This is a genomic window from Pseudomonas sp. C5pp (assembly GCF_000814065.1).
Classification (GTDB): Bacteria; Pseudomonadota; Gammaproteobacteria; order Pseudomonadales; family Pseudomonadaceae; genus Aquipseudomonas; species Aquipseudomonas asiatica.
In genome coordinates this window covers 141,066-160,554 of sequence record NZ_JWLN01000002.1, presented here as the reverse complement: position 1 = coordinate 160,554, position 19,489 = coordinate 141,066, and the positions used below count along the sequence as shown (strand labels likewise).

18 protein-coding genes and 3 pseudogenes are annotated in these 19,489 nt (G+C 63.7%); 8 read left to right on the top strand and 13 right to left on the bottom strand.

Annotation, left to right across the window (positions count from 1 at the left end; all coding sequences use genetic code 11):
• Window positions 1–203: 203 nt before the first annotated feature.
• From RR51_RS02285 to RR51_RS02265, 5 genes are all read left to right on the top strand, one after another.
• Window positions 204–1,925 (top strand): glucan biosynthesis protein G, encoded by a 1,722-nt coding sequence (locus RR51_RS02285; RefSeq protein WP_039612566.1) that lies wholly within the window; start codon window positions 204–206, stop codon window positions 1,923–1,925.
• Entirely contained in the window at window positions 1,918–4,491 is a 2,574-nt protein-coding gene (gene mdoH / locus RR51_RS02280) for a glucans biosynthesis glucosyltransferase MdoH (protein WP_039612498.1), read from the top strand. The genes RR51_RS02285 and mdoH overlap by 8 nt, the downstream gene beginning before the upstream one ends.
• Window positions 4,492–4,744: 253 nt before the next feature.
• Window positions 4,745–5,542, top strand: coding sequence for a transporter substrate-binding domain-containing protein (locus RR51_RS02275; RefSeq protein WP_024087841.1), 798 nt, complete (start codon window positions 4,745–4,747; stop codon window positions 5,540–5,542).
• Window positions 5,543–5,620: 78 nt separating this feature from the next.
• Window positions 5,621–6,583 (top strand): amino acid ABC transporter permease, encoded by a 963-nt coding sequence (locus RR51_RS02270; RefSeq protein ID WP_039612497.1) that lies wholly within the window; start codon window positions 5,621–5,623, stop codon window positions 6,581–6,583.
• Entirely contained in the window at window positions 6,576–7,310 is a 735-nt protein-coding gene (locus tag RR51_RS02265) for an amino acid ABC transporter ATP-binding protein (RefSeq protein WP_013974550.1), read from the top strand. The genes RR51_RS02270 and RR51_RS02265 overlap by 8 nt, the downstream gene beginning before the upstream one ends.
• A 110-nt stretch (window positions 7,311–7,420) precedes the next feature.
• Here the strand turns inward: RR51_RS02265 and RR51_RS31875 are convergent, their stop codons facing one another.
• From RR51_RS31875 to ubiE, 13 genes and pseudogenes are all read right to left on the bottom strand, one after another.
• Window positions 7,421–8,125: a methyl-accepting chemotaxis protein gene (locus tag RR51_RS31875; protein WP_397460419.1), complete on the bottom strand. Its 705-nt coding sequence runs from the start codon at window positions 8,123–8,125 to the stop codon at window positions 7,421–7,423.
• A 198-nt stretch (window positions 8,126–8,323) separates the two neighbouring features.
• Window positions 8,324–9,364 (bottom strand): annotated as a pseudogene (locus RR51_RS31870) (methyl-accepting chemotaxis protein); the annotation flags it as partial.
• Window positions 9,365–9,627: 263 nt separating this feature from the next.
• Window positions 9,628–10,341, bottom strand: coding sequence for a methyl-accepting chemotaxis protein (locus RR51_RS31865; protein ID WP_404940928.1), 714 nt, complete (start codon window positions 10,339–10,341; stop codon window positions 9,628–9,630).
• A gap of 141 nt (window positions 10,342–10,482) precedes the next feature.
• Window positions 10,483–11,427 (bottom strand): annotated as a pseudogene (locus RR51_RS31860) (methyl-accepting chemotaxis protein); the annotation flags it as partial.
• Between the two features lie 217 nt (window positions 11,428–11,644).
• Window positions 11,645–12,352: a 16S rRNA (uracil(1498)-N(3))-methyltransferase gene (locus tag RR51_RS02250; protein WP_039612494.1), complete on the bottom strand. Its 708-nt coding sequence runs from the start codon at window positions 12,350–12,352 to the stop codon at window positions 11,645–11,647.
• Window positions 12,349–13,137, bottom strand: coding sequence for a twin-arginine translocase subunit TatC (tatC, locus tag RR51_RS02245; protein ID WP_013974546.1), 789 nt, complete (start codon window positions 13,135–13,137; stop codon window positions 12,349–12,351). The genes RR51_RS02250 and tatC overlap by 4 nt, the downstream gene beginning before the upstream one ends.
• Window positions 13,134–13,511 carry a Sec-independent protein translocase protein TatB gene (gene tatB / locus RR51_RS02240; protein ID WP_003259854.1) on the bottom strand — a complete coding sequence of 126 codons (378 nt, stop codon included), beginning with the start codon at window positions 13,509–13,511 and terminating at the stop codon, window positions 13,134–13,136. Before tatB ends, tatC begins: the two co-directional genes overlap by 4 nt.
• Before the next feature lie 3 nt (window positions 13,512–13,514).
• Complete coding sequence (locus RR51_RS02235; RefSeq protein WP_003259853.1) at window positions 13,515–13,787, bottom strand: twin-arginine translocase TatA/TatE family subunit; 273 nt, start codon at window positions 13,785–13,787, stop codon at window positions 13,515–13,517.
• A 172-nt stretch (window positions 13,788–13,959) separates the two neighbouring features.
• The gene (locus RR51_RS02230) at window positions 13,960–14,295 is read right to left on the bottom strand and encodes a phosphoribosyl-ATP diphosphatase (protein WP_013974545.1); all 336 of its coding nucleotides are present in this window, start codon (window positions 14,293–14,295) and stop codon (window positions 13,960–13,962) included.
• Between the two features lies 1 nt (window position 14,296).
• Window positions 14,297–14,689, bottom strand: a complete 393-nt coding sequence (gene hisI / locus RR51_RS02225; RefSeq protein WP_013974544.1) for a phosphoribosyl-AMP cyclohydrolase — start codon at window positions 14,687–14,689, stop codon at window positions 14,297–14,299.
• Between the two features lie 72 nt (window positions 14,690–14,761).
• Entirely contained in the window at window positions 14,762–16,381 is a 1,620-nt protein-coding gene (ubiB, locus tag RR51_RS02220; protein WP_013974543.1) for a ubiquinone biosynthesis regulatory protein kinase UbiB, read from the bottom strand.
• On the bottom strand, window positions 16,378–17,001 hold the full coding sequence (locus RR51_RS02215) for a ubiquinone biosynthesis accessory factor UbiJ (protein WP_039612493.1): 624 nt from the start codon (window positions 16,999–17,001) through the stop codon (window positions 16,378–16,380). Before RR51_RS02215 ends, ubiB begins: the two co-directional genes overlap by 4 nt.
• Window positions 17,001–17,771, bottom strand: a complete 771-nt coding sequence (gene ubiE, locus RR51_RS02210; protein WP_013974541.1) for a bifunctional demethylmenaquinone methyltransferase/2-methoxy-6-polyprenyl-1,4-benzoquinol methylase UbiE — start codon at window positions 17,769–17,771, stop codon at window positions 17,001–17,003. Before ubiE ends, RR51_RS02215 begins: the two co-directional genes overlap by 1 nt.
• Window positions 17,772–17,895: 124 nt before the next feature.
• Here ubiE and RR51_RS02205 point away from each other — a divergent pair, with 124 nt between their 5' ends.
• From RR51_RS02205 to RR51_RS02195, 3 genes and pseudogenes are all read left to right on the top strand, one after another.
• Window positions 17,896–18,171: a polyhydroxyalkanoic acid system family protein gene (locus RR51_RS02205; RefSeq protein ID WP_039612492.1), complete on the top strand. Its 276-nt coding sequence runs from the start codon at window positions 17,896–17,898 to the stop codon at window positions 18,169–18,171.
• Window positions 18,172–18,294: 123 nt separating this feature from the next.
• Window positions 18,295–18,714, top strand: coding sequence for a phasin family protein (locus tag RR51_RS02200; protein ID WP_003259847.1), 420 nt, complete (start codon window positions 18,295–18,297; stop codon window positions 18,712–18,714).
• 10 nt (window positions 18,715–18,724) lie between these two features.
• Window positions 18,725–19,462 (top strand): annotated as a pseudogene (locus RR51_RS02195) (phasin family protein); the annotation flags it as partial.
• Window positions 19,463–19,489 lie beyond the last annotated feature (27 nt).

Here is a 19,489-nt window from a genome sequence, read left to right as displayed (position 1 = left end):
AGCCTGATGCGTTGTCACGCGACCTGCTGGATAATCGCGCGCTGCATGGACCTGCGTTCGCAGGTTCGTTTCACTCTGACTCGAGTATTGTCTGGATCCGTTTGGGGAATCATTACGCCCTCACGGGGTCCGAACAGTGCTCGCCAACCCGGCATTTGTCGCTGGCCGTTGGTTTCATGATCTGTTTTCGGCGAGGGTTGCTCGTGATTGTTAGTCCCCAAAAAGCATCAAGAATCCCCGGTACCGGGCTGCGCAAGGCCCTGATGGCCAGTGTTGCACTGGTCGGCCTGATGAGCGCGGGCCAGCTGTGGGCATTCAATCTTGACGATGTTGCAGCCAAGGCAAAGGATCTGGCCGGCCAGAAGTACGAAGCACCGAAAAGCAACCTGCCGGCCGTATTCCGCGACATGAAGTTTGCGGACTACCAGAAGATTCATTTCCTGCAGGAAAAGGCCGAGTGGGCCAAGGACAAGACCCCGTTCAAGCTGTCGTTCTATCACCAGGGCATGCACTTCGACACTCCGGTGAAGATCAACCAGGTTACCGCCACCAAGGTCGAGGAAATCAAGTACGACCCGAGCCGTTTCGAGTTCGGTGACGTGCCACACGACCCGGAAACCACCAAGAACCTGGGTTACGCCGGTTTCCGCGTGTTGTACCCAATCAACAAGGCCGACAAGCAGGACGAGATCATGACCCTGCTTGGCGCCAGCTACTTCCGCGTGGTCGGCAAGGGCCATGTATATGGCCTGTCGGCCCGTGGCCTGGCCATCGACACCGCACTGCCGTCGGGTGAGGAGTTCCCGCGCTTCACCGAGTTCTGGGTCGAGAAGCCCAAGCCGACCGACAAGCACCTGGTCATCTACGCCCTGCTGGACTCGCCGCGTTCCACCGGCGCCTACAAGCTGACCCTGCGCCCAGGCAACGATACCGTGGTCGACGTGCAGTCCCGCGTGTTCCTGCGTGACCATGTCAGCCGCCTGGGCATTGCCCCGCTGACCAGCATGTACCTGTTCGGCCCCAACCAGCCGTCCAAGGTCCTCAACTACCGTCCGGCCCTGCACGACTCCGAAGGCCTGTCGATCCATGCCGGCAACGGCGAATGGCTGTGGCGCCCGCTGAACAACCCGAAACACCTGGCCGTGAGCAACTTCAGCGTCGAGAACCCGCGTGGTTTCGGCCTGATGCAGCGCCAGCGCGCCTTCAGCGACTACGAAGACCTCGACGACAACTACCAGAAGCGCCCGAGCGCCTGGATCGAGCCGAAGGGGGACTGGGGCAAGGGCACCGTCGACCTGGTCGAAATCCCGACTGCCGACGAGACCAATGACAACATCGTGGCCTTCTGGAGCCCGGAAAAGCTGCCTGAGCCAGGCAAGCCATTCGAGTACGCCTACCGCCTGCACTGGACCATCGACGAGCCGAAGTTCCAGGCTCCCGAGCTGGGCTGGGTCAAGCAGACCCTGCGTTCCACCGGCGACGTCAAGCAGTCCAACCTGATCCGCCAGCCAGACGGCAGCGTAGCCTTCCTGGTCGACTTCGCCGGCCCGGCGCTGGCCGCCCTGCCGGAAGACACCGCCGTGCGCAGCCAGATCAGCGTGGGCGACAACGCCGAGGTGGTCGAGAACAACCTGCGCTATAACCCTGAGACCAAGGGCTGGCGCCTGACCCTGCGTTTGAAGGTCAAGGAAGCCAACAAATCGACCGAAATGCGTGCCGCGCTGGTGCGTGACGTGCCGGTCGAAGCCGCCAAGCCTGCCAAGGACGCCAAGCAGGACAAGGCTGCAGCCAAGCAAGCCAAGGCCGAGAAAGCCGCCAAGGCCGAACAACCTGCCGCCGATGCGGCGCCCACCAACGGGACCCCGGCCACCACCGAGAAGGTGCTGACCGAGACCTGGAGCTATCAGTTGCCTGCCGATGAGTAACTCAAGCGCAAGGCCGGAATCGCTTCGCGAGTACCTGGCCCACCTACCACTGAGCGACGAGCAACGGGCGGAACTCGCCAGCTGCACGTCATTCAGTGAGCTGCACCAACGCCTGGCGGCCAACCCGGCCGCCAGCTCTACCGAGGCCGTACAGGCCTCGGTGGGCCCGCGCCTGACCGTAGGCAGCGCCGCCGAGCTGGAAGACGCCGAAATGCTTGGCGTCGACGGCAGCGGCCGCTTGTGCCTGAAGATCGCCCCGCCGATCAAGCGCACCAAGGTCGTGCCCGAGCCATGGCGTACCAACGTGCTGATCCGCATGTGGCGGCGCATGACTGGCCGCACCAACGCCCCGCAGCCGCCCAAGCGCGAGCTGCCGCCAGCCCGCTGGCGTACGGTCGGCTCGATCCGCCGTTACATCCTGCTGGCGCTGATGATCGGCCAGACCATCGTTGCCGGCTGGTACATGAAGGGCATCCTGCCGTACCAGGGCTGGTCGTTCGTGGACTTTGACGAAGTCGTCAACCAGCCGCTGTGGGACACCGTGGTGCAGGTTTGGCCGTATGCCTTGCAGACGTCCATTCTGGTTCTCTTCGGCATCCTGTTCTGCTGGGTATCGGCGGGCTTCTGGACCGCGCTGATGGGCTTCCTCGAGCTGCTCACCGGGCGTGACAAGTACAAGATTTCGGGTAGCAGTGCAGGCAACGAGCCGATCGCGCCCGAGGCGCGTACCGCGCTGGTGATGCCGATCTGCAACGAAGACGTGCCGCGCGTGTTCGCCGGCCTGCGCGCAACGTTCGAGTCGGTGGCCGCCAGCGGCAACCTCGATCGCTTCGACTTCTTCGTGCTCAGCGACACCAACGACACCGACATAGCCGTGGCCGAGCAACAGGCCTGGCTGGACGTGTGCCGCGAAACCAAAGGCTTCGGCCGCATCTTCTACCGCCGTCGTCGGCGCCGGGTGAAGCGCAAGAGCGGCAACCTCGACGACTTCTGCCGTCGTTGGGGCGGCGAATACAAGTACATGGTCGTACTCGACGCCGACAGCGTCATGAGCGGCGAGTGCCTGAGCAGCCTGGTGCGCCTGATGGAGGCCAACCCGGACGCCGGCATCATCCAGACCGGGCCGAAGGCTTCGGGCATGGACACCCTGTATGCGCGCCTGCAGCAGTTCGCCACCCGCGTGTACGGCCCGCTGTTCACCGCTGGCCTGCACTTCTGGCAGCTGGGCGAGTCGCACTACTGGGGCCACAACGCGATCATCCGCATGAAGCCGTTCATCGAGCACTGCGCCCTGGCGCCGTTGCCGGGCAAGGGTGCGTTCGCCGGTGCAATCCTCTCCCACGACTTCGTCGAAGCCGCGCTGATGCGCCGTGCCGGCTGGGGCGTGTGGATTGCCTACGACCTGCCGGGCAGCTACGAAGAACTGCCGCCGAACCTGCTCGATGAGCTCAAGCGCGACCGCCGCTGGTGCCACGGCAACCTGATGAACTTCCGCCTGTTCCTGGTCAAGGGCATGCACCCGGTGCACCGTGCGGTGTTCCTCACCGGGGTGATGTCGTACCTGTCGGCACCGCTGTGGTTCCTGTTCCTGGTGCTGTCGACCGCGCTGCTGGCCACCAACACGCTGATGGAGCCGCAGTACTTCATCGAGCCGTACCAGCTCTACCCGCTGTGGCCGCAGTGGCACCCGGAGAAGGCCGTGGCGCTGTTCTCCACCACCATCGTGCTGCTGTTCCTGCCCAAGCTGCTCAGCGTCATCCTGATCTGGGCCAAGGGCGCGACCGAGTTTGGCGGGCGCATCAAGGTCACCCTGTCGATGCTGATGGAGATGCTGTTCTCCATGCTGCTGGCGCCGGTGCGCATGATCTTCCACACCCGCTTCGTGCTGGCCGCGTTCCTTGGCTGGGCCGCCACCTGGAACTCGCCGCAGCGTGACGACGACTCCACTCCGTGGAGTGAAGCGGTGCGCCGCCACGGCCCGCAGACCCTGCTGGGCATCGCCTGGGCGGCGCTGGTCGCCTGGCTGAACCCGAGCTTCCTGTGGTGGCTGGCGCCAATCGTTGGTTCGCTGGTGCTGTCGATCCCGGTTTCGGTGATCTCCAGCCGTACCCGCCTGGGCCTTGCCGCCAAGGACGAGAAGCTGTTCCTCATCCCCGAGGAATATGCCACCCCGCAAGAGCTGCTGGCCACCGACCAGTACACCCACGAAAACCGCTGGCATGCCCTGCATGACGGCTTCGTGCGGGCTGTGGTCGACCCGCGGCAGAACGCCCTGGCCTGTGCCATGGCCACTGCCCGTCATGGTCAGGCAGCGCCGATCGAGGCACTGCGCGCCGAGCGCGTGGCCAAGGCGATGGAGGTCGGGCCGCAAGGGCTGGACCTCAATACCCGCCTGGCCCTGCTCAGCGACCCGGTGGCGCTGACCCGCCTGCACGAGCAGGTCTGGGCCGAGCACAATGCGGCGTGGATCGACGTGTGGCGTGCGTCGATCAAGAACGACCCGCATTCGCCGCTGTTGCCGTTGCATCCGGAGAATGAAGGCCAACCGGCACTCGTCGGCGCCTGACAGGGCCTATTCGCGGGCACGCCCGCTCCCACAGGGTACTTCACAGCCTTTGAGGCATGCGCTGTACCTGTGGGAGCGGGCGTGCCCGCGAAGCTTTTCAGGGCTCCCACCGATTTTGGCCAACAAAGTCCCCCCCGGCTCTAGGTCCCCGAGCCGCCATGCGTTAGCATCCCTCTCCGATATGACGCATTGGCCACGACGGCCATGCCAACAATAAGATTCGCTACTTTTCTTGCTAGGGGACTTGGTGATGATCAAGAAATACCTTTCGCGACTGCTGGTCGGTGTCACCGCCCTGGTCGCCGTAACGGCCGCCCAGGCGGGCGCGATCGATGACGCGGTCAAGCGCGGCACCCTGCGGGTGGGCATGGACCCGACCTACATGCCGTTCCAGATGACCAACAAGCGTGGCGAGATCATCGGCTTCGAAGTCGATATCCTCAAAGCCATGGCCAAGTCCATGGGCGTCAAGTTCGAGCCGGTATCCACGGCCTATGACGGCATCATCCCGGCCCTGCTGACCGACAAGTTCGACATGATCGGCAGCGGCATGACCCTGACCCAGGAACGCAACCTGCGCCTGAACTTCAGCGAACCTTTCATCGTGGTCGGCCAGACCCTGCTGATCCGCAAGGAACTGGCGGGCGAGATCAAGTCGTACAAGGACCTGAACAACGAGAAGTACCGCATCACCTCCAAGCTCGGCACCACCGGCGAAATGGTTTCCAAGAAGCTGATCGCCAAGGCCAAGTACCACGGCTACGACAACGAGCAGGAAGCGGTGATGGACGTGGTCAACGGCAAGGCTGACGCCTTCGTCTACGACGCGCCGTACAACGTGGTGGCAGTGGACAAGGCCGGTGCCGGCAAGCTGCTGTTCCTCGAAGAACCCTTCACCTACGAGCCGCTGGCCTTCGGCCTGAAGAAAGGCGACTACGACAGCATCAACTTCATCAACAACTTCCTGCACCAGATCAAGCATGACGGGACCTACGATCGTATTCACGACAAGTGGTTCAAGAACAAGGACTGGCTGAAGGAAATGGAATAAGGCCCAGGCCACAAGCCGGCTTTATGACCCCGACGCGCAGGCAAACCCTGCGCGTTCGCATTTACGGAAGTACCCCACGTGATCAAACACAAGAAAGCCCAGTGGCCCTGGCACGGTTTGACTGCCCTGGTCCTGGTGGGCCTGGCGTTCAGCCTGTACATGGCCACCTCGATGATTTCCTACGAGTGGCGCTGGAACCGCGTACCGCAGTACTTCGCCTACAAGGCCGAGGAAGCACAGCGCGCCGCCAGTTACGGCACCGTGCAGGACATCGTCATCTCTGGCGACAATGCCCGTGTCACGCTGAAAGATGAGAGCGGTGCCGAGCAGGTGCTCGATGTAGACAAGGACAGCCTGCAGCTGGCCCGTGGCGACGATGTTTCCGAAGGCGACCAGATTGGCGTCACCCGCCACTGGGCGGCCGGCCCGCTGGCCTGGGGCCTGTGGACCACGCTTTGGATTTCGGTGGTATCCGGTGCCCTGGGCCTGTTGATCGGCCTGTTCGCCGGCCTCTGCCGCCTGTCCAGCAACCCTACGCTGCGGGACCTGTCGACGGTGTATGTCGAGCTGGTGCGCGGTACACCGCTGCTGGTACAGATCTTCATCTTCTACTTCTTCATCGGTACCGTGCTCAACCTGTCCCGTGAGTTTGCCGGGGTGGCTGCACTGGCGCTGTTCACTGGCGCCTACGTGGCCGAAATCGTTCGTGCCGGCGTGCAGTCCATTGCCAAGGGCCAGAACGAAGCGGCCCGTTCGCTGGGCCTGAACGCAGGCCAGTCGATGCGCCACGTCATCCTGCCGCAGGCCTTCAAGCGCGTGCTGCCGCCTTTGGCCGGCCAGTTCATCAGCCTGGTCAAGGACACCTCGCTGGTGTCGGTGATTGCCATCACCGAACTGACCAAGAGCGGCCGCGAGGCCATCACCACCTCGTTCTCGACCTTCGAGATCTGGTTCTGCGTGGCAGGCCTGTACCTGCTGATCAACCTGCCGCTGTCGCACCTGGCCAGCCGGCTCGAGCGGAGGCTTGCGCAAAGTGATTGAAGTCCGTGACCTGCTGAAAGTCTTCGACACCCGTGGCCACGTGGTACGGGCTGTGGATAACGTCACCACCCAGGTCGCCAAGGGCGAGGTGGTGGTGGTGCTCGGCCCGTCGGGCTCGGGCAAATCGACCTTCCTGCGCTGCCTCAACGGCCTGGAGCATTTCGACGAAGGCCATGTGGCCATCGACGGTCTGCAACTGGCCGACCCGAAGACCGACATCAACGCCTACCGCCGCGAAGTCGGCATGGTGTTCCAGCACTTCAACCTGTTCCCGCACATGACCGTGCTGGAGAACCTGTGCCTGGCACAGAAGGTGGTGCGCAAGCGCAACAAGGCCGACCGCGAAGCCAAGGCCCGGGCGCTGCTGGAGAAGGTAGGCATTGCGCAGAAAGCCAACGAATACCCGTCGCGCCTGTCCGGTGGCCAGCAGCAGCGGGTGGCGATCGCCCGGGCCCTGGCCATGGACCCGAAAGTGATGCTGTTCGACGAGCCAACCTCGGCGCTTGACCCGGAAATGGTCGGCGAGGTGCTGGACGTGATGAAGACCCTGGCCCAGGAAGGCATGACCATGGTCTGCGTTACCCACGAAATGGGCTTTGCCCGTGAAGTGGCGGACCGGGTGCTGTTCTTCGACCATGGCAAGTTGCTGGAAGATTCGGCCCCGGCCGCGTTCTTCGCCTCGCCGAAAGACCCGCGCGCGCAGGCGTTCCTGCGCCAGGTGCTTTAACCCGCACCGGCCTCTTCGCGGGCACGCCCGCTCCCACAGGCCCACCACCGTCTTGAAGGGGGTGATGTACCTGTGGGAGCGGGCGTGCCCGCGAAGAGGGCGACTCGGTTTCAGATGTTGAACCGCCCCACCATCCCCCGCAACTGCTGCCCCAACTGCTCCAGTTCCCCACTCGACGCCGCCGTCTGCTCACTGGCCGCACTAGTCTGATCCGACACATCGCGCACATTCAGCACACTGCGATTGATCTGCTCGGCGACCACGCTCTGCTCTTCGCTGGCCGTGGCGATCTGCTGGTTCATGCCTTGGATGTTCGACACGGTGTCAGTTATCTGGCTCAGGGCCTGGCCTGCCTTGCGACTCAGTTCCACGCTCTGCTCGGTCAGGCTCTTGCTGTTGTCCAGCAGGCGGGTCACTTCGTCGGTGCCGTTGTGCAGGCTGTCGATCAGTTGGCCGATTTCCTCGGTCGCCGTCGAGGTGCGCTGGGCCAAACCGCGCACTTCATCGGCCACCACGGCAAAACCACGCCCGGCTTCACCCGCCCGTGCCGCTTCGATCGCCGCGTTCAGGGCCAGCAGGTTGGTCTGCTCGGACACTGACTTGATCACATCGAGGATGCTGCCAATGCGCTGGCTCTCGCCCGCCAGGTGCTGCATGGCCGCCAGGCAATGGTCCATCTGCCCGGCCAGCTGTTCGATACGGCCAATAGCTTCGGCCACCACTTGGTCGCCGATCTGCGCCTGCTGGTCGGCGTTGGTCGCCGCCAGCGAGGCCTGTTCAGCGTTTTGCGCCACTTCCTGCACGGTGGCGCTCATCTGGTTCATGGCCGTGGCCACCTGATCGGTTTCCTCGCGCTGCTGGTTGATACGCAGCTTGGTATCTTCGCTGCTGGCCGCCAGCTGTGTGGCGGCCTGTGACAGGTGGCTGACGCCCTGGTCGATGCCACCGATCAGCTCGCGCAGGCTCAAGGTCATTTCGCGCATGCTGGTTTGCAACTGGCCCATCTCGTCGCGGCGTTGCACCGGTTCGACCTGGCTCAGGTCGCCCTTGGCGATGCGCCCGGCCACGGCCAGGGTCTGGCGCAGCGGCTGGGTGATTTGCAAAGTGATCAGCCAGCCCGACAGGACGCCTACGGCCAACGCCAGCAGGGCTACAGTGGTCAGCAGTGAGCGGGCCTCAAGGGCCTCCCTGTCGCGCTGCTCGATCTTGCGTTTGCCAAGTTCCAGGCTTACCGCACGCAGCTCGTTGCCCATGTTCTCCATATTGTTTTGCAGCTGTTCGACACGCACCGCAGCCCGACGATACTCATCCAGGCTGGCGCGGTACTTGGCCAGCTGCTCCCCAGGCTGCTGGGTGAGCGCAAGCGGCAAGCCAAGTGGAGCAAGGCCTTTGAGCAGTTGCGCAAGGCTGCTGGCGGCGGCATCCAGGGAGCTGTCGCCGACCTTGGCGAAGCTTTCCACAGGGGAGAAGGTGTAGGCCGGAACCAGGCTCTGCTGGTTGGCACCGTCGATATGTCGGCTAAGTGTGTCCATCAGCCCGAGCACACCGCTTTGCTGGCTGTCGGCAGGCATACTCAGCAAGGCCTGGGTCTGGAGATCGTCGATTACTTCGGTGAGCTTCTGCTCATGGGCCTGCATGGCCTGACGCAGGGCGATACGCTTGGCGACAGTATTCTCCAGCTCGCTGAAATCGCCGCGCAGGCGCTGCAATAACGCCAGCTTTTCGGTCAGCATCTGCCGGGATTCATCCACGCTGCTACGTTGTTGCAAGGTACTCAGCATGCTGTTGAGCTGGTCGAGAATGTTGGCTATCCGCGTTCTGCTGGCGTTGTCGTTGAGTACGCGGTAAGTGATGCGCTCTGCGCGCAAGTCTTTGGTCAGGTCGTTGATCAGGCCGATTTCGCTGAGTTGCTGCGAGCGCACAATGGCGTCATCCAGTGCACGCCAGCCACTGACGGTAGTGGCCAGGGTAAGCAGCAGGACTACGGCAAAGCCGAGGGCGAGCTTGGCGGCGACACTGATGTTGCCGAGCTTGCGGTTGAGGTAGCCGAGCATGAGGAATCTCCGTGCGATTGGGGGCGAGGATGCAGGCGTATTGCTGGCATCACACCTTTGCCAATCGGCAGCGGAGCTGTAGGACTTGACCTGATAATCAGGTAGGAAATTTCACTTCAACAGGTAGGAATATTCCACCTGCGCCGGCCTCTTCGCGGGTGAACCCGCTCCCACAGGTACTGCACAGATTTTGAGAACTGTGCGGTACCTGTGGGAGCGGGTTTACCCGCGAAGAGGCCAGTACAGGCGACCTACACATCAGCCTAGAGCCTGAACCGCCCCACCAACCCTTGCAGGTGGGTACCCAGCCGCGCCAGCTCCACGCTGGAACTGGCCGTCTCTTCACTGGCCGCCGAGGTCTGGTCAGAAATATCCCGCACATTCATCACGCTGCGGTTGATCTCTTCTGCCACGGCCGTCTGTTCTTCCGCTGCCGTGGCAATCTGCTGGTTCATGGCCTGGATCGAAGACACGGTACGGGTGATGGTCTCCAGCGAACTGCCGGCTCGGCGGGTCAGTTCGACGCTGCTGTCGGTCAACTGGCGGCTGCTGTCCATCACGCTGGCCACGCGCTGGGTGCCGCTCTGCAGGCCGGCAATCAGTTCTTCGATCTCTTCGGTCGATTGCTGGGTGCGCTGCGCCAGGCTGCGCACCTCATCGGCCACCACGGCAAAGCCACGCCCGGCCTCGCCGGCCCGGGCCGCCTCGATCGCCGCGTTGAGGGCCAGCAGGTTGGTCTGCTGGGCCACCGACTTGATCACGTCGAGCACGCTGCCGATCTTGTCGCTTTCGGCCTTGAGCTGGTTCATCGCTTCGCTGGAATTGACCACTTCGCCGGCCAGGCGCTCGATCTGCGCCACCGCCTCGCCCACCACACGGTCGCCTTCGCGGGCTTGCTGGTCGGCCATCAACGCAGCTTCCGAGGCCTGCTCGGCATTGCGCGCCACCTCATGCACGGTGGCGGTCATCTGGTTCATGGCGGTTGCTACCTGATCGGTCTCGACCTTCTGGTTGTTGACTCCGGCACTGGTCTGCTCGGTCACCGCCGACAGCTCCTCGGCAGCACTGGCGATCTGCGTCACACCATCACCGATGCCGCTGATCAGTTCGCGCAGGCCCTGGGTCATGCGCTGCATGCTGGCCTGCAACTGGCCCAGTTCATCGCGACGTTGTACCTGCAGGCTCAGGGTCAGGTCGCCACTGGCCACGCGCTCGGCGGCGTGCAAGGTCTGGCGCAGCGGGACGATGATCTGCCGGGTGATGGCCCAGGCCGCCAGCAGGCCGAGGGCCAGCGCCAGCACGGTGGCCACGGCGAGCACGGTCTTGGCCTGGGCCGCCCCGGCGTCGCGCACGGCGGTTTGTGAGGTGGTCATCGCCTGGCTGGTCTGCAGCAGTACCGTGCCGTGCTCGACCATGCTCTGCAGGGCCTGCTCACTGGCGACCTGTGCACTGCCGAACTGGGTGACCGCGTCGCGGTAGCCTGCCAGGGCGGTGGTGGCATCGTCCAGGCTGGCAGCATGCTCCGCCGGCACTTTGGCCGGTAGCGCGCGCAGTTCGGCCAAGGCCTGGTCGATAGCTTTCAGCGCCGTTTGCTGATAGTCGGCGTTGCCGCTGTAGGTGTAGCCGCGTACCTGGAAGCGCGCCTGCTGCAAAAGGGCGCTGACTTCCACTGCGTGCTGGTACTGGCTGATATCGCCTCCCTGCAGCAGGCCGCGTTGCACCCGGCCAATCAGCTCCGCGGCCTTATCGGCAGTGTCGCCAAGTACGGCGCGGCTGGCCTCGCGGCGCTGGCCGGCCTGTTTCAGGTCGTTGAATGCCTGCTGGTAGCCGCGCACGGCCTCGCGCTGCTGCTCAAGGCGCTGTCTGTCAGCGGGCTGCTCGATCTGCCCGAGCATAAACTGCACCTGGCGCTCGAGATTGCCCAGGGCTTTTTCCAGCTCTGCCACCGAGGCTTCGTCAGGCTGGCGCTGGTAATGCTGGCGGGCGATGCGCAGTTCCTGGGTGTACTGCAGGATGACAGAGATGTTTCCCAGCTTGTCGCCACGGTTGATGATGCTGTCCATGCCGTGCCAGCCGGCCAGGGTGATGGCCAGGGTCAACAGCAGCACCAGGCCGAAGCCCAGCCCCAGTTTGCGATTGACGCTCACATTGCCCAATGATTGGGCGAACCATTGATACATGTACGACTCCCCGGCGGCTTGGCACCACGATTAATTGTTGTGTTGCCAAGACAATCGGCCTGGGGAAGGGAAACTTTATGGCCGAAAGTTGACTTATGTGTCAGAAAATTCGTGATAGCAATGCTGTCACCGCAGTCTCGACCCGCAAAATGCGGTCTCCCAGCTGCACGGGTGCCAGGCCAGCCTTGCCCAGCAGATCGACTTCGTAAGGGATCCAGCCGCCCTCCGGGCCGATGGCCAGGGTCACGGGCTGTTCCACGGCGCGCGGGCAGGCGGGGTAGGGGCCGGGATGGCCGACCAGGCCCAGGGTACCTGCGGCGACGGCCGGCAGGCGGTCTTCGACGAACGGCTTGAAGCGCTTCTCGATGATCACCTCGGGCAGCACGGTGTCGCGGGCTTGTTCCAGGCCCAGGATGAGGTTCTCGCGAATGCTGTCCGGGTGCAGGAACGGTGTTTGCCAGAAGCTTTTCTCGACCTTGTAGCTGTTCAGCAGGATAAGCCGCGGCACGCCAAGGGTGGCCACGGTCTGGAACAGCCGGCGCAGCATTTTCGGCCGAGGTACGGCCAGCACCAGGGTCAGCGGCAGCTTGGCCGGTGGCTGCTGGTCAAAGGCGACTTCCAGCTCTGCTTCGTGCTTTTCCAGGCGCAGCACCGTGGCCTTGCCCATCAGGCCGTTGATACGGCCAACGCGCAGGTTGTCGCCCACCGCCACACGGTGGATATCCTGCATGTGTGTGAAGCGCCGATCTGCGAGGACGACGCGGTCGGCCGAGACGAAGTCGGCCTCTTCAAGGAGCAACAGGTTCACGGTTGGGTCGCTGGTGGCTGGTCGTTGTGGTCGTTGGCGGTTTCGTCGTGGGCACTGCGCTTGCGGATCAGGCTGCCGCACAGCACGCCGATCTCGAACAGCAGCCACATGGGTACGGCCAGCAGGGTCTGGGAGAAGATGTCCGGCGGGGTAAGGACCATGCCGACCACGAAGCAGCCGATGATCACGTAGGGGCGAATCTTCTTCAGGTACTTCACGTCGACCACGCCGATCCATACCAGCAGCACCACCGCCACCGGGATTTCGAAGGCCACGCCAAAGGCGAAGAACAGCGTCATCACGAAGTCGAGGTAGCTGGCGATGTCGGTCATCATCGACACGCCTTCCGGCGTGGCGCTGGCGAAGAAGCCGAAGATCAGCGGGAACACCAGGAAATAGGCGAAGGCCATGCCGGCGTAGAACAGGAAGATGCTCGACACCAGCAGCGGAATGGCGATGCGCTTTTCATGGCGGTACAGCCCGGGTGCGATGAAGCCCCAGATCTGCTGGAGGATGAACGGAATCGCCAGGAACAGCGAGACGATCATGGTCAGCTTGAACGGCGTGAGGAACGGCGAGGCCACGTCGGTGGCGATCATCGTGGCATTGGCCGGCAAGTGCTCGCGCAATGGTGCGGAGACCAGGGTGTAGATCTGCTGGGCGAAGGAGAACAGCCCGGCAAAGATCAGGAAAATGACGGCAACGCAGCGCAACAGGCGGGTGCGCAGTTCGGTCAGGTGCGAAACCAGCGGCATTGGCTGGTCGTGTTCCGGATTTTCGCTCATGGGGCTCGCGGCGGTTGAGGCGGTTCAGAAGGCGTGGCCGGGGCGGCAGCGGTCTCGACCGGCCTGGCTTCGAGCCCGGCGGGGGGCTGAACGGTTGCGGTGGTGACAGGCGGCTGCGCCGGTGGCGTCATCGGGTTGAGGATGCGCTTGGCTTCCTCTTCCATCTGCAGGATGTGCTCGTTGTGCAGCTGGCGGCGGATTTCGTCGGCGCCGATTTCGCGCTCCACTTCCATCTTGATGCTGTTGAAACTGCGCTTGAGCCGGCCGATCCACAGGCCTGCCGTGCGCGCGGCACCGGGCAGGCGCTCGGGGCCGAGCACCAGCAGGGCGACCAGGCCGACGAGCAGCAGCTCGCTGAAACTGATGCCGAACATGGGTCAGTCTTTCCGCTGCGGCTCTTGGACCGGCTGGGCCTGGCCTTCGATGGTGTGGCCCTGGTTCTGCTGGGCAGTGTTCTGCACCGGTGGAACGGGTTGGGCAGGCGGCGGGGTCTGCTCGGCCGGCTTGTTCTCTTCGTCGCTCATGGCCTTGCGGAAGCCCTTGATCGACTCACCCAGGTCACTGCCGAAGTTCTTCAGCTTCTTGGTGCCAAACACCAGGACCACGACCACCAGCAGGACGATCCAGTGTTTCCAGTCAAAGATACCCATTTCGTACTCCTGAAATTTACAGGTAAAGCGAATTGTTCTGGCAACGCGGCCCCTGTGGGAGCGGGTTCACCCGCGAACACCGGCTTAGCCGGTGCCATACACCGCGTCGCATTCTTCGCGGGTGAACCCGCTCCCACAAAAAAGAGAGGGGGCCCCGCGCACCTGAATTACATCAGGCAGACGGCTGTCGAGCCGCCTTCTCATCATGCCCGGAAAGCCCGAAGCGGCGTTCCAGCTCATCGAGCACGGCTTGCGGATGCTGGCCCAGCGCGCTGAGCATTACCAGGCTATGAAACCACAGGTCGGCGGTTTCGTAGATGACATCGCTGTAATCCTTGCTGACCGCGGCATCCTTGGCGGCAATGATCGTCTCGACCGACTCTTCGCCGAGCTTTTCGAGGATCTTGTTCAGGCCCTTGTGGTACAGGCTGGCCACGTAGGAGCTGTCGGGCGCCGCTTGCTTGCGTTCTTCAAGCACTTCGGCCAGGCGGTTCAGGGTGTCGCTCATGTCAGTGTCCTGCGCTGTAGATGGCATCCGGGTCTTTCAGGACCGGGTCGACGGTTTTCCACTGGCCGTCTTCGAAGACGCGGTAGAAGCAGCTTTCACGGCCGGTATGGCAGGCGATATGACCCAATTGCTCGACCATCAGGATGATCACGTCGGCATCGCAGTCCAGGCGCATTTCATGCAGCTTCTGCACATGCCCGGATTCCTCGCCCTTGCGCCACAGCTTGCCACGCGAACGCGACCAGTAGATGGCGCGTTGCTCGGCGGCGGTCAGGGCCAGCGATTCGCGGTTCATCCAGGCCATCATCAGCACGCGTCCGGTCTTGTGGTCCTGGGCGATCGCCGGTACCAGGCCCTCGCTGTTCCACTTGATCTCGTCCAGCCAGTCTTTCATCGTCGACTCCAAAGCGGGCCCGCTCCTGTGCCGGGCCCTTTGCGCTAGTGTGCCAGCCATGGGCGCGGCTGGCTATTGGCGCACGATCAGGTAAAGGCCGGCGGCCAGCATCAGCCAGGCCGGCCAGGCGGCAGGGGCGGCCAGGCTGGCGGCCGCGGCGGCACCAGCGGCCAGTACCGCGCCCCCGCCAAGAAGGCCGGCGCCGAGCAGGCGCAGCGCCCAGCGGTCACCCTGGCGGCGCCGCTCCGGCAGTTGCGGATCGTGCAGGTGCGGTTGCGACAGGCGCTCGAGCAGGTCGCGGGCCATGTCGGCCAGGTGCGGCAGTTGCTCGACCTGGCTGTGGATGTTGCCGAGCACGGCCTTTGGGCTCATGCGGTCGCGCATCCAGCGCTCGAGGAACGGCTTGGCGGTGCTCCACAGGTCCAGGTCTGGGTACAACTGGCGGCCCAGGCCTTCGATGTTGAGCAGGGTTTTCTGCAGCAATACCAGCTGCGGCTGCACTTCCATGTTGAAGCGCCTGGCGGTCTGGAACAGGCGCATCAGCACTTGGCCGAAGGAAATATCCTTTAACGGTTTTTCGAAGATCGGCTCGCACACGGTGCGGATCGCCGCTTCGAACTCGTTGACCTTGGTGTGCGCCGGCACCCAGCCCGAGTCGATGTGCAACTGGGCGACGCGGCGGTAGTCACGCTTGAAGAAAGCGATCAGGTTGCGCGCCAGGTAGTCCTGGTCCTCGGCGGTCAGGCTGCCGACGATGCCGCAGTCGATGGCGATGTACTGCGGGCTCCATGGTTTGACCGTGCTGACGAAAATGTTGCCCGGGTGCATGTCGGCATGGAAGAAGCTGTCGCGGAACACCTGGGTGAAGAACACCTCCACGCCTCGTTCGGCCAGCAGCTTCATGTCGGTGCGCTGATCGGCCAAGGTGGCCATGTCGGTCACCGGCACGCCGTAGATGCGCTCCATCACCAGCACCTTGGGGCGGCACAGGTCCCAGTACACCTGGGGCACGTACATCAGCTCGGAGCCTTCGAAATTGCGCCGCAACTGGCTGGCGTTGGCCGCTTCGCGCAGCAGGTCGAGCTCGTCGTAGATGGTTTTTTCGTAGTCGCCGACGATTTCCACCGGGTGCAGGCGGCGGGCGTCGGCCGAAGCGCGCTCGGCGGCCTTGGCGATCAGGAACAGCCAGGCCAGGTCCTGGGCGATCACCGGCTTCAGGCCCGGGCGCACCACCTTGACCACTACTTCCTCGCCACTTTTCAGGCGCGCAGCATGCACCTGGGCCACCGAGGCCGAGGCCAGTGGTTCGACGTCGAAGCGGCTGAACAGTTGCGTTACCGGGGCGCCCAGCTGCGCCTCGATCAGTGCCACGGCCTGCTTGGGGTCGAACGGCGGCACACGGTCCTGCAGCAGCATCAGCTCATCGGCAATGTCGTTGGGCAGCAGGTCGCGGCGGGTGGACAACAACTGGCCGAACTTGATGAAGATCGGCCCCAGGTCCTGCAGTGCCAGGCGCAGGCGCGCGCCTCGGTTGAGCTCGGACGGCTTGCGCGGCAGCCAGCGCCACGGCATCAGCAGGCGCAGGCTCATCAGCCACCAGGGCAGCGGCAGGTCGAACAGCAGGTCATCGAGACGGTAGCGGATCACCACACGCTGGATGCGAAAAAGACGGCGGACGGCGAGCAGCTTCATGCGTTATCGCTGGTATCAAGGGATCGGGAGAGGCGCTTGAGGCGCGCCTCGAGGCGTTCTGTATCGAGCTTCAGGGTATCGAGCTCGCTGAAGGCGGCTTCGGCTTCGCGCTTGCCGACCAGGGTGCGGGACTCTTCGGCCAGGTACTCGGAAAGGTTCTGGCTGAAGCGCGCCAGGCCCTGGCGGGTCCAGCGTGCGCGCAGGCGGATGTGGCCGGCCAGCAGCGCCGTGGCGACCGGGCCAAGCCAGCGTTGCAGTTCGTGTTCCCAGTCCAGCTCCAGGTCCTGCAGCACACCGAACAGGTCGAGCAACACGGCGCTGTCGCCATGCAGTTCGACTTGCGGGCTGTGCAGCACGGCGGTCTTGTCCCTGGCCAGGGCCAGTTGCGTCAGGCTGCCGGCCGGGGCGCGCAGGCTGCAGTCGACCTCGCCTTGCCAGTGGGCGGCGAGCATCAGGCCCTCTTCATCGGGCAGGATGAACACCTGCAAGGCTGGCTGGCGGCAGTCGATCTCGATGACCTTGCCCTCCAGCGCGGCCAGCCGCGGCAGGGCCGTGCTGTCCATGCGCAGGACGCGGTTCAGGCCATGTTCGGCGCTGGCGAGCAGCCCGGCCAGCAGCATCAGGGCTTGATCCCCCGATGCACGGCAACGATGCCGCTGGTCATGTTGTGGTAGGTGACCCGGTCGAAACCGGCCTCGACCATCATGGCCTTCAGGGTTTCCTGATCGGGGTGCATGCGGATCGACTCGGCGAGGTAACGGTAGCTCTCCGAGTCGTTGGTGATCAGCTTGCCGGCCAGCGGCATGAAGGCGAACGAGTAGGCGTCGTAGGCCTTGGACATCAGCTTGTTGGTCGGCTTGGAGAACTCCAGCACCAGCAGGCGACCGCCTGGCTTGAGCACGCGCAGCATCGAGCGGATGGCTTCGTCCTTGTGGGTGACGTTGCGCAGGCCGAAGGCGATGGTCACGCAGTCGAAGTGGTTGTCCGGGAATGGCAGCTTCTCGGCGTCGGCCTGAACGAACTCGATGTTGCCGGCCACGCCACGGTCGAGCAGGCGGTCACGGCCGACCTTGAGCATCGATTCGTTGATGTCGGCCAGCACTACCTGACCGGTCGGGCCGACCAGCCGCGAGAACTTGGCGGCCAGGTCGCCGGTACCGCCGGCGATGTCCAGTACACGATTGCCGGCGCGTACGCCCGACAGCTCGATGGTGAAGCGCTTCCACAGGCGGTGCATGCCGCCGGAAAGCACGTCGTTCATCAGGTCGTACTTGGCCGCTACCGAGTGGAACACCTCGGCGACTTTCTTCGCCTTCTGGCTTTCAGGGACGTCCTGGTAACCGAAATGGGTGGTGGGTTCGGCGTGGTCGCCTTTGCGCTGGTCGTTCATATCGCTTCACCGGAAAAAATTACCGCCATTCTAGGGCGAACGGGCGGATTTGTCTTGGCGGGGTGTGCCAGTGGGCAGGGGCGGGCATAATGCTCATTATGTCTTCATCTTCAGGAACACCCGCATGACCCAGATCAGCGTCGAACGCAAACATTCCCTCGGCCGCGATGCCGCCCGTGCCAAGGCTGAAGCGCTGGTCGACAAACTGACCCGCGAATACGACCTCAAGGCCACCTGGAACGGCGACAGGGTCGACGTGGCGCGCAGCGGTGCCAACGGCAGCGTGCACATCTTCGATGACCGCATCCGCGTCGAATTGAAGCTGGGCATGATGCTGTCGATGATGAGCAGCACCATCAAGGGCGAGATCGAGCGGGCGCTGGACAAAGCCCTGGCCTGACCCCTTCCCGGGGCCATGCTCGTTCACCTTAGGGTGAAGATTCTAATTTACCTCTCTACCTTGTGCTCAAGCCCAACCTCCATGGGCGGTTTCTCCTCCACTCATGAGCATGAGGTACAGAGCATGGCCAAAGTGACTGTGAAGAAAAAGGACGACGCCCCGGGCACGCTGGGCGAGGTGCGCGGCTACGCGCGCAAGATCTGGCTGGCGGGCATCGGCGCCTATGCGCGTGTGGGCCAGGAAGGCTCCGACTACTTCAATGAGCTGGTCAAGGCCGGCGAAGGCGTCGAGAAGCGTGGCAAGAAGCGCATCGACAAGGAGCTCGATGCTGCCAACAATCAGATCGACGAAGCGACCCATGAGGTCAGTCGCGTACGCGGCAAGGTCGAAGTTCAACTGGACAAGATCGAAAAAGCTTTCGACGCGCGGGTAGGTCGCGCCTTGAATCGCCTTGGCATTCCGTCTAAACATGACGTTGAGGCGTTGTCCATCAAGCTTGAACAGCTGCACGAGCTGCTCGAGCGCGTCGCGCACAAACCATAAGGAGAGCAGGATGGCTGGCAAGAAGAATTCCGAGAAAGAAGGCAGCTCCTGGGTCGGCGGGATCGAGAAGTACTCCCGCAAGATCTGGCTGGCGGGGCTTGGTATCTATTCGAAGATCGACCAGGACGGCCCGAAGCTGTTCGACTCGCTGGTGAAGGATGGCGAGAAGGCCGAGAAGCAGGCGAAGAAGACCGCCGAAGATGTTGCTGAAACTGCCAAATCGTCGACCACTTCGCGTGTGTCGGGCGTGAAGGACCGTGCGCTGGGCAAGTGGAGCGAACTCGAAGAGGCCTTCGACAAGCGCCTGAACAGCGCCATCTCGCGCCTCGGCGTGCCGAGCCGCAACGAGATCAAGGCCCTGCACCAGCAGGTAGACAGCCTGACCAAGCAGATCGAGAAACTCACCGGCGCTTCGGTTACGCCGATTTCGTCGCGCGCTGCGGCCAAACCGGCTGCGAGCAAGGCGGCGGCCAAGCCACTGGCCAAGACGGCAGCGGCCAAGCCTGCGGCGAAAACCGCGGCGGCCAAGCCGGCGGCCAAGGCCGCAGCGGCTAAACCTGCTGCCAAGACTGCGGCGGCCAAGCCTGCGGCGAAACCGGCAGCGGCCAAGCCGGCTGTGGCGAAGAAGCCTGCAGTGAAGAAAGCACCGGCCAAGCCAGCAGCCGCCAAGCCGGCAGCTGCAGCGGCCAGCGCCGCTCCGGCCGCTAGCGCAGCTCCTGCACCAACCGCGGCTCCGGCCAGCAACCCGCCTTCGGCACAAACAGGCACCGGTACC

Bases quoted from the DNA above. Each gene is read 5' to 3' on its own strand.
- mdoH (WP_039612498.1), top strand. From the start codon at position 1,918: ATGAGTAACTCAAGCGCAAGGCCGGAATCGCTTCGCGAGTACCTGGCC.
- RR51_RS02205 (WP_039612492.1), top strand. From the start codon at position 17,896: ATGACCCAGATCAGCGTCGAACGCAAACATTCCCTCGGCCGCGATGCC.
- ubiB (WP_013974543.1), bottom strand. From the start codon at position 16,381: ATGAAGCTGCTCGCCGTCCGCCGTCTTTTTCGCATCCAGCGTGTGGTG.
- hisI (WP_013974544.1), bottom strand. From the start codon at position 14,689: ATGAAAGACTGGCTGGACGAGATCAAGTGGAACAGCGAGGGCCTGGTA.
- RR51_RS02200 (WP_003259847.1), top strand. From the start codon at position 18,295: ATGGCCAAAGTGACTGTGAAGAAAAAGGACGACGCCCCGGGCACGCTG.
- tatB (WP_003259854.1), bottom strand. From the start codon at position 13,511: ATGTTCGGCATCAGTTTCAGCGAGCTGCTGCTCGTCGGCCTGGTCGCC.
- RR51_RS02215 (WP_039612493.1), bottom strand. From the start codon at position 17,001: ATGCTGCTGGCCGGGCTGCTCGCCAGCGCCGAACATGGCCTGAACCGC.
- RR51_RS02230 (WP_013974545.1), bottom strand. From the start codon at position 14,295: ATGAGCGACACCCTGAACCGCCTGGCCGAAGTGCTTGAAGAACGCAAG.
- RR51_RS31865 (WP_404940928.1), bottom strand. From the start codon at position 10,341: ATGAACCAGATGACCGCCACCGTGCATGAGGTGGCGCGCAATGCCGAG.
- ubiE (WP_013974541.1), bottom strand. From the start codon at position 17,771: ATGAACGACCAGCGCAAAGGCGACCACGCCGAACCCACCACCCATTTC.
- tatC (WP_013974546.1), bottom strand. From the start codon at position 13,137: ATGAGCGAAAATCCGGAACACGACCAGCCAATGCCGCTGGTTTCGCAC.
- RR51_RS02235 (WP_003259853.1), bottom strand. From the start codon at position 13,787: ATGGGTATCTTTGACTGGAAACACTGGATCGTCCTGCTGGTGGTCGTG.
- RR51_RS31875 (WP_397460419.1), bottom strand. From the start codon at position 8,125: ATGAGCGCCACCGTGCAGGAAGTGGCGCAAAACGCTGAACAGGCCTCG.